The organism is Mycoplasma sp. 527, from assembly GCF_053851595.1.
In genome coordinates, this window is record NZ_JBSQAY010000004.1 from 69,963 (window position 1) to 77,883 (window position 7,921).

4 protein-coding genes are annotated in these 7,921 nt (G+C 30.6%); 3 read left to right on the forward strand and 1 reads right to left on the reverse strand.

Annotated elements, in window-relative coordinates:
• The first annotated feature begins 41 nt into the window (after positions 1-41).
• Both ACWXVQ_RS02525 and ACWXVQ_RS02530 read left to right on the forward strand, forming a co-directional pair.
• Positions 42-1,757, forward strand: coding sequence for an amino acid permease (locus tag ACWXVQ_RS02525; RefSeq protein WP_438340370.1), 1,716 nt, complete (start codon positions 42-44; stop codon positions 1,755-1,757).
• A 178-nt stretch (positions 1,758-1,935) separates the two neighbouring features.
• Positions 1,936-4,794 (forward strand): cation-translocating P-type ATPase, encoded by a 2,859-nt coding sequence (locus ACWXVQ_RS02530; protein WP_456013508.1) that lies wholly within the window; start codon positions 1,936-1,938, stop codon positions 4,792-4,794.
• 55 nt (positions 4,795-4,849) lie between these two features.
• Here the strand turns inward: ACWXVQ_RS02530 and ACWXVQ_RS02535 are convergent, their stop codons facing one another.
• Positions 4,850-6,238 carry an IS3 family transposase gene (locus ACWXVQ_RS02535; RefSeq protein WP_456013509.1) on the reverse strand — a complete coding sequence of 463 codons (1,389 nt, stop codon included), beginning with the start codon at positions 6,236-6,238 and terminating at the stop codon, positions 4,850-4,852.
• Positions 6,239-7,010: 772 nt separating this feature from the next.
• Here ACWXVQ_RS02535 and ACWXVQ_RS02540 point away from each other — a divergent pair.
• Positions 7,011-7,874, forward strand: a complete 864-nt coding sequence (locus tag ACWXVQ_RS02540) for a hypothetical protein (RefSeq protein ID WP_456013510.1) — start codon at positions 7,011-7,013, stop codon at positions 7,872-7,874.
• The last annotated feature ends 47 nt before the right edge of the window (positions 7,875-7,921 follow it).

A 7,921-nucleotide genomic window follows, 5' to 3' on the forward strand; every position in this document is an offset into this window, starting at 1 on the left:
TCGAATTTTATTTATTTTTTAATTTATATGAAAGGAAATATATGATGGCCGAAGAACAAATGGTTGTTACTTCTGACACAAAGAAAAAAATAAGTTTCTTTGCAGCAATCATGGTCGTACTTGGTGGTTCGATTGGTGTTGGTATCTTCTTAAGATCTAAAGCAGTTCTAGAATACTCTGCCGGAAATATCGCTCTATCATTAGCGACATGATTAATTGCCGGTTTTGCTGTTGTTACTTTAGCTCTTGCTCTAGTTGAAGTAGCGTCAGGTCGTAATGACAACTTAGGTATGATTGGTTGATCTAAGGCGTTTAACACGCTAGCCATATATAAGGCTAATAAGTTCTTTATGACTTACTTATATCTACCATTTACATACTTCTTTATGCCTTATTATGTAATACTTCAATTCCAAGACGCAGCTTCTGGATTTGGATTAACTCCAAACTTTGGTGGATCACATGCTGCTCCATGAATTTACTTCGTTATTGGACTAGTATTAACAATATGAATGCTATTTTCAGCTGGTTTAAGTGGTCGTGCTGGAAACATTCAAAACTTAATAATAACATCAGTTAAGTTTATCCCATTAGTAGCTATCGTAATTGTTGGATTTATCTTCCTAGGATTACGTGTAAAAGAAGGAAATGCAGATATCTGAACCCCTATTACTAAGGAAACATTATTTAACAAAGATTCTACAAACTTCTTAAAATTAACTCCAGTTTTAGGTATATTTGGATCAATTGCAGGTATCTTCTTTGCATTTGATGGTTTCTATGTTTCTGCTGGTATTCAATCAGAAATGAAGAATCCTGAAAAAACTCCTGCAGCTTTAGTTATTGGTCTATTATCAATGACTGGTATTTACATTGTTATTGCTGCAGCTATGTCACTTGGTGCTAAGTCAGGTGGTTTCTATGACTTTGGTGATTTATTAGCAGGAAAAGGACATGGTTGAGCATTTGGTCTAATTAATGTATTTATTGCTATTGGTGTTATAGGTATTCTAAATGGATTCTCATTATGAGCAACTCGTTTCGTAGAAGACTTAATTAAAGAAGGGGAAATTTATGTTCCTGCTTCAGTATACAGATATATGAAAAACAGTAAAATGCCAATCGTTGGAACTCTATTCTGTTTATTATTATCTCTACCATTTATGGTTGTATTTACAGCAATTGGATCGTATGCATATATCGACATCACTGGTTATGGAACAGGATACGGATACGACATTGGTACATTATTGTCATTCTCAGACTTAATGGCTAACTGAATGGCTGTATTTGCATTTATGTTTATTGCATTAGCAGTTGTTGGTGCTCTTGAAAACAGAAAGAAAAACTTTATTGCTGTTCAAAAGAACAAACACACAGTATGAGCAGGTATTATTGCTGTTGTTATGGTTATAACAACATTAGTATTCTACATGTTAGATCCATTTGTTTCACTTGGATTGACACTTGCTAAATACTTCACAGCTCAAGGAACTGATAAGGCAAACTTTGTTTCTGACTTAGTTGGATATGGTGCAACATCAGCGTTATTTGTTCTATATATGGTAATTTTCTTTGCTTCAACACCTATTGAAAAACAATTAGCTCTATGAAGAAGAGAAAAATTATCAAAAATTCTTGCTGGTCAATACTGTGAATGTGAAGCAGAATATTACTGCCCATGCAGATTAGAATTAGCTAAAGAAGCAAATGAATTAAATAATTTAGTTATTAATACATTTGAAACAGCTCGTTAATTCCAAAAAAATAAAAACTAGCACTTATTTTAAAGTGCTGGTTTTTATATTTTTGTATTTTATTAAAGCGGATTCATTATTTTTTTTACTCCCCTTAAAAACTATAAAAATAATGTAAAATTTTAAAAATATATCAATAAAATTATTTTCACTGTTTTGTAAAATAAAAAGGTAACTTATGAAAAAAGAAAAGATCGAAAAATACCCAGAAATTAATGATGATATGTTAGATACTAGGATAAAAGAAGGGTTAACTTCAGCTGAAGCTGCTCATCGCCAGGAAACATTTGGTTTAAATGAATTAAAAAAAACAAAGAAAATAAATCCTTTTTTTACATATTTAACTCAATTTAAAGATATCCTTGTAATTATTTTGTTGTTTGCTGCATTGTTATCATATATTTTTGCAATTATTAGCGCATCTAATAGGCAATGAAACTTTAATACAGAATTAGTTGTTGAATTTATTGAGCCATCAATTATATTATTTGTAGTCTTAACAAATTCTCTTGTTGGTGCAATTCAGGAAATAAAAAGTGCAAAGGCTGTTGATGCATTAAGTAAATTAAATCCCTTGCAGGCCAAAGTTATCCGTGATGGTATATTAATTTCAATAGATTCAAAAGATGTTACGATTGGAGATGTTATATTGCTAGAAGCTGGCGATGTGGTGCCTGCTGATGGTTATTTATTATTTTCTTCGAATTTATCGTCAATTGAATCCTCACTGACGGGTGAAAGTGAACCGGCAATAAAAGATTATAATTTCAAGAGGAATTTAGATTTACCTTTAGCTGATCGTAAATTTATGTTATATTCATCTTCAATTATTGCTAGCGGAACTGGTTATTATGTCGTTAGTGCTATTGGACAACAAACCGAGCTTGGTAAAATTTCATCACTTGTAAGTAATCAAAAAGAGGCTATGAGTCCACTACAAATTAAAATTAACAAATTAGGAAAAATATTTGGATATGTAGGACTTGGATTATTTTTATGTAGCATGCTAGCACAAATTTTGTTTGCTGTCTCAAGCCCTTCTTTGTATAAGGAAATGACCTTTTGAAGTACAGTTATTGTTAACGGAGTTTCGCTAGCCGTCGCCGCCATTCCTGAAGGTCTAATTGCATTTACTTCAATTATTTTGGCAATAGGAGTTCAAAGAATGGCTAAGAAACAAGCAATTGTCAAGGATTTGATGGCAGTTGAATCTCTTGGCAGCTGTGCAGTTATTTGTTCTGATAAAACAGGTACTTTAACTCAAAATAAAATGACAATTGTTGACATTTTTAGTTCAGATAATAAAAAACTCAGTGATACATCGATGAATGAAAAATATCTAAAAATTATTGAGTACGGTTCACTTTGTTCAGAGGCAAATTTATCACTAGATAATGGAGAATTTAAGGTTGTTGGCGATCCTACAGAGTCATCGTTTTTATATGAATTATATAAGCATTCAAAATTTATGACCAAGGCTAAACTTGAATCACAATACAAACGTATTCATGTTTGACCATTTGATTCTGATCGTAAATTGATGACTACTATCAATAAGGTTGGCGATAAATATATAGTTATCGTTAAAGGTGCACCTGATGTTTTAGTTAATAGAACATTAACAACTATTTATGAAAAAAATAGCATTTTTCATATTAATAATCAATGGTCAAATGAGTCATACCGAGTATTGGCGGTTGCATCTAAAGAAATAACTAAATCAACTTTAGAGGAATTACTAGCTAAGAATAATAGTGATCAGCTTGATTTTCTAGAGAATAATTTACATTTTGAAGGTTTAGTTGCTATGATTGATCCTCCTAGAGAAGAGGCAAGAGACGCAATTTCAATTTGTCGTCAAGCTGGTATTAAACCAGTAATGATTACTGGTGATAATATAAATACAGCTATTTCAATTGCTAAAAAATTAAATATTTTTAATGAAGGTGATCTAGCGATAACTGGCATAGAGTTAGATAAAATTAGCGATCAAGAATTAAGCCAAAATATTGAGAAATACTCAGTTTATGCTCGCGTTAAGCCAGAAGATAAACTTAGAATTGTAAATGCTTGACAAAAAAGAAATCAAGTTGTAGCAATGACCGGCGATGGAGTCAATGATGCTCCTGCCTTAAAGGCATCTGATATTGGCTGTGCGATGGGTATTACTGGTACAGAAGCCTCAAAGCAAGCAGCCAATATGATACTAGCTGATGATAATTTTACGACAATTGTTTCAGCCGTAAAAAACGGTCGTTCAATATATCAAAAAATAAAAAATGTAATTCAGAATTTGCTAATTACTTCTGTTGCTGAAATTATATTAGTTTTTCTTGGATTGTTGATATTTAAGGCTGTATTTCATAATTGAGATGTTTTGAAAAATAAAGAAATATATATTTTATCAGCGACACAACTTTTATGAATTAACTTATTTACCCATGGTTTTCCGGCCATCGCTTTAGGACTACAAGATACAAAAGAGGATTATATGAATCGACGTCCTCTTTCAAAATATGAGTCAATATTTGCTAATAAAATGGGTATAAATATTTTATGGCAGGGCGTCTTAATAGGTATTATATCAATGATTGGCTATTATTTAGGTGCGTTATGGGCTTATAATCAGGGTCTTGGGCCTGATCAAATAATTAGTGCCGCTTCAACTATTGCCTTTTTAATTCTTGGTATTACGTCAGCTTTTAACTCCGTTAATTTAATGTCTAAAAAACCAATAATTCTTTCAAATCCATTATATTATTGAAAAGTTTATACATCTGTTATCTTCTCATTGTCATTTTTATTGCTTGTTGCCCTTGTTCAAAAAATAACAATAGCATTTAAGGGATATGAGGATATTTTATCATCACCGACATTGCTTGCTTATGGGCTTGGCCTTCCATTAATTATTATTCCTATTTATTTTGTTCATAAGGTCATATTATTGTTAATTGAAAAAAGAAGAAGTAAAAATAACTCTATTGTGAATTTCGAAATGATATTAACTCCGAAAGAAAGAAAACAAGCTAAAAAATAAGCTTAAATTATCAAAAAATGATATGTACCCAGAATCCTGGACACATATTTATTAACTAGGCAACACAAATGGATGTTTTCCTGTATTTTACAGGAGGCATCCATTTTGTTTTTGCCTGAATTCTTTTATTGTTATAATAATTCATATATTCATCTACAGCTTTTGAAAAAGATTGGAAAGATTCAAAGTCTTTTTCAAAACCATAATACATCTCATTTTTCATTCTGCCAAAGAAAGCCTCCATAATACAATTGTCATAACAGTTTCCCTTTCTAGACATTGATTGAATAATCCCTTTTTCTTTTAATCTGTTTCTATAATAAGCATGTTGATACTGTCACCCTTGATCAGAGTGAAATATTAAGCCTTCTACATTTGAGAACTTATCAAATGCATTGTCCAACATTCTCTTCACCTGTTCTAAGTTTGGATGTAATGCTAAGTTATATGACACAACTTCATTTGTATGCATATCTAATATAGGGGACAAGTAACATTTACCCCATGAGAAGTTAAATTGTGATACATCTGTAGTCCATTTTTGCAAAGGCGCAGTTGTACGAAAGTCTCTGTCTATTGCATTATCAACAATCTTTCCAACTTCTCCCATGTAAGAATGATTCTTCTCTTTTGGTCGCTTTCCTAATAGAGATGCTTTATGCATAAGACGTTGAACTCTTTTATGATTAACCTGATAACCTCTTTTTAAAAGTTCCTGGTGAATACGCCTTACCCCATATCTTCCTTTATGTTCATTAAAGATATCTTTGATTTCATTTAATAATTCTTCGTTTCTTAATTCTACAACATCTACCTTATTTATCTCAAAGTAATAAGTTGATTTTGCCATTCGGGTAGCTTTAAGAAGATGTTTTAATTGATATCCTTTTTCACGGAGTTCTTTGATGAGTGCTGATTTTTCGCCTTGAGTAGTGCAGCTTTCATTTCTTCTCTCAAGGCGATCTCTTTTTTTTATTACTTCGTTTTCTGCCTTGATATATTCATTTTCTGCTCTTAAACGAATTAATTCTTCGTATTCGGATTCTTCAAGTTTTATGCGATTGTTATAATTAATCTTTTTCATATCTGGATTCCTTGATTTATGCCCTTTCTTTTTATCGATAAGACCATTATATCCATAAATTTCATATTTGCGAACCCATTGATATAGAATTCCTTCACTTATTCCTGCATTAATCGCAACAGAACTAATCGAATTTCCTGCAAGCACTCGAGATACTAACTCATGCTTTTCTTCTGAAGACCAAGCTTTATTTTGTAATTTGTGCTTTAATGCTTCAGGTCCACGTGCATCTTCGATTCTGACCCATTTTCGAACTGTGTCTCTAAATAATTTTTTTGAAACACCATCAGGCGTGTCTGGGGATATACCTTGTCGATACATTTCAACACACTTTCTTTTAAATTCATAATCATAGCGCATAAAAATAACCCTCCTTACTGGTTTTTATTTGTCCAGTAAAGAGGGTACATATCAAAAGTCATTTTTTTTGCGTACTATATATAATTATCATATAAGATCCACCCGTAAATAAACTTATGGTTTAAAATCTTGACTAAAATTTATCTAGTTTAATTTAATATGTGGTGAAATATAATCCATTTTTTATTCATTGAGGAGTTATTTTTATGAGAAGAACTAAAAAAATAAATTAGGAATATACCTTGCGATTGCATCAGGGCTGGTAGTTACTGCTGGAGCAACATTAACTTATGTTTCACTAGTTAATAAAAATCAAAATTTATTAAATAATAGGATTTCGATCATTAAACAGAAGGAACAAGAGATTGAAGTTGCAAAGAAAATACTAATAAAAGCACAACATACATTAAATAACACTAAAATTAAACAAAAAGATTTAATTAAAAATCTTGATTTAACTAATCAAGAAATAGGTGAATTATCTAGCAGAGATTTTAGTCTTAATCAAACTATAAAACAATTTAAGAATGAAATTAGTAATTTAGATATAAAACTTGCAAATACCTCACTACAACTTGAAAAATCTAAGAAGCTATTAGATCAAAATACTCAAAATAGATTAAATGTAGCATCTGAATTAGAACAAATAAAGAAAAGAATCAAGCAAAAAGAAAATGATATATTCTTAAAACAGGAAGCCATAACAAAAAATGAACTAGCAAAGCAAGAATCTGATAAACAATTAGTTATAGCTAGCGAAAAATTAAAAAACATGAATGAACAACTTATAAAGGCAGTTAATGAGCACATTGCTGCTAAGGAAACGGCGGCAGAGTTTGGTCGTTATATAAGATTTGTTCTCAGACCTAAACATGAAAAAGTACACGAGCAATTTGCTGAAAAAGAAAAGGAATTGGAAAAAGTTCGAAAAGAATATGAATCATTAAAGCAAGATTTAGATCATATAAATGAAAGGAAATCCGAATTAGAGGAACGATTAACTTGATATAAAGAGGATACTAAAAAACTAGAATCTAAGTATGATGAAATTAATAATCAATTAAACGAAGCGCTAAAAAATGAAATTAAAGATGTTGAAGTAATAAAGGGTTTAGTTTCTGATGTACAAGATTATTACCATTATTTTATGAGTGAAAAGGAAAATAAGGATAATGTTGAACAGCAATTATTGAAACAAGTTCCTGAACAAATTAGTGATTTAAATGAAAAAATTTCTTCTGTAGCTAAAAAATTAGAAGACACTGAAAAGCAAGTTCGTATTGCTTATGAAGCCTTTCGAGCTTCGTTTGATGAATATAATAATAAGATTGGTACTAAAAACATAAATAATCAAAAAAAGGTTGGTGAAACTTATAAAGAGCTAACAAAGGCTAGAGAAAATTACAATTATGCCTTAAATAACTTTCAAGCCGCAAACATTTTAGTAGAGCGCAGAACCCAAAAATTTAATCAAGTAAAACAAGAATATATAGACCTATTTAAAGAAAAAGAAACATTAGAATCTAACAAAGCGAAACTTGAAGAAGTTCTAGAAATTGCAAATAAAAAAGAACAAATTATGAACTCAGAAAATCTTAATAAGATTGACAGTGAATATAAAGATTTAATTAAATAAACAAAAAGAAATGTTAATACAAAAATATCAAAATGCTAAAAATGAAT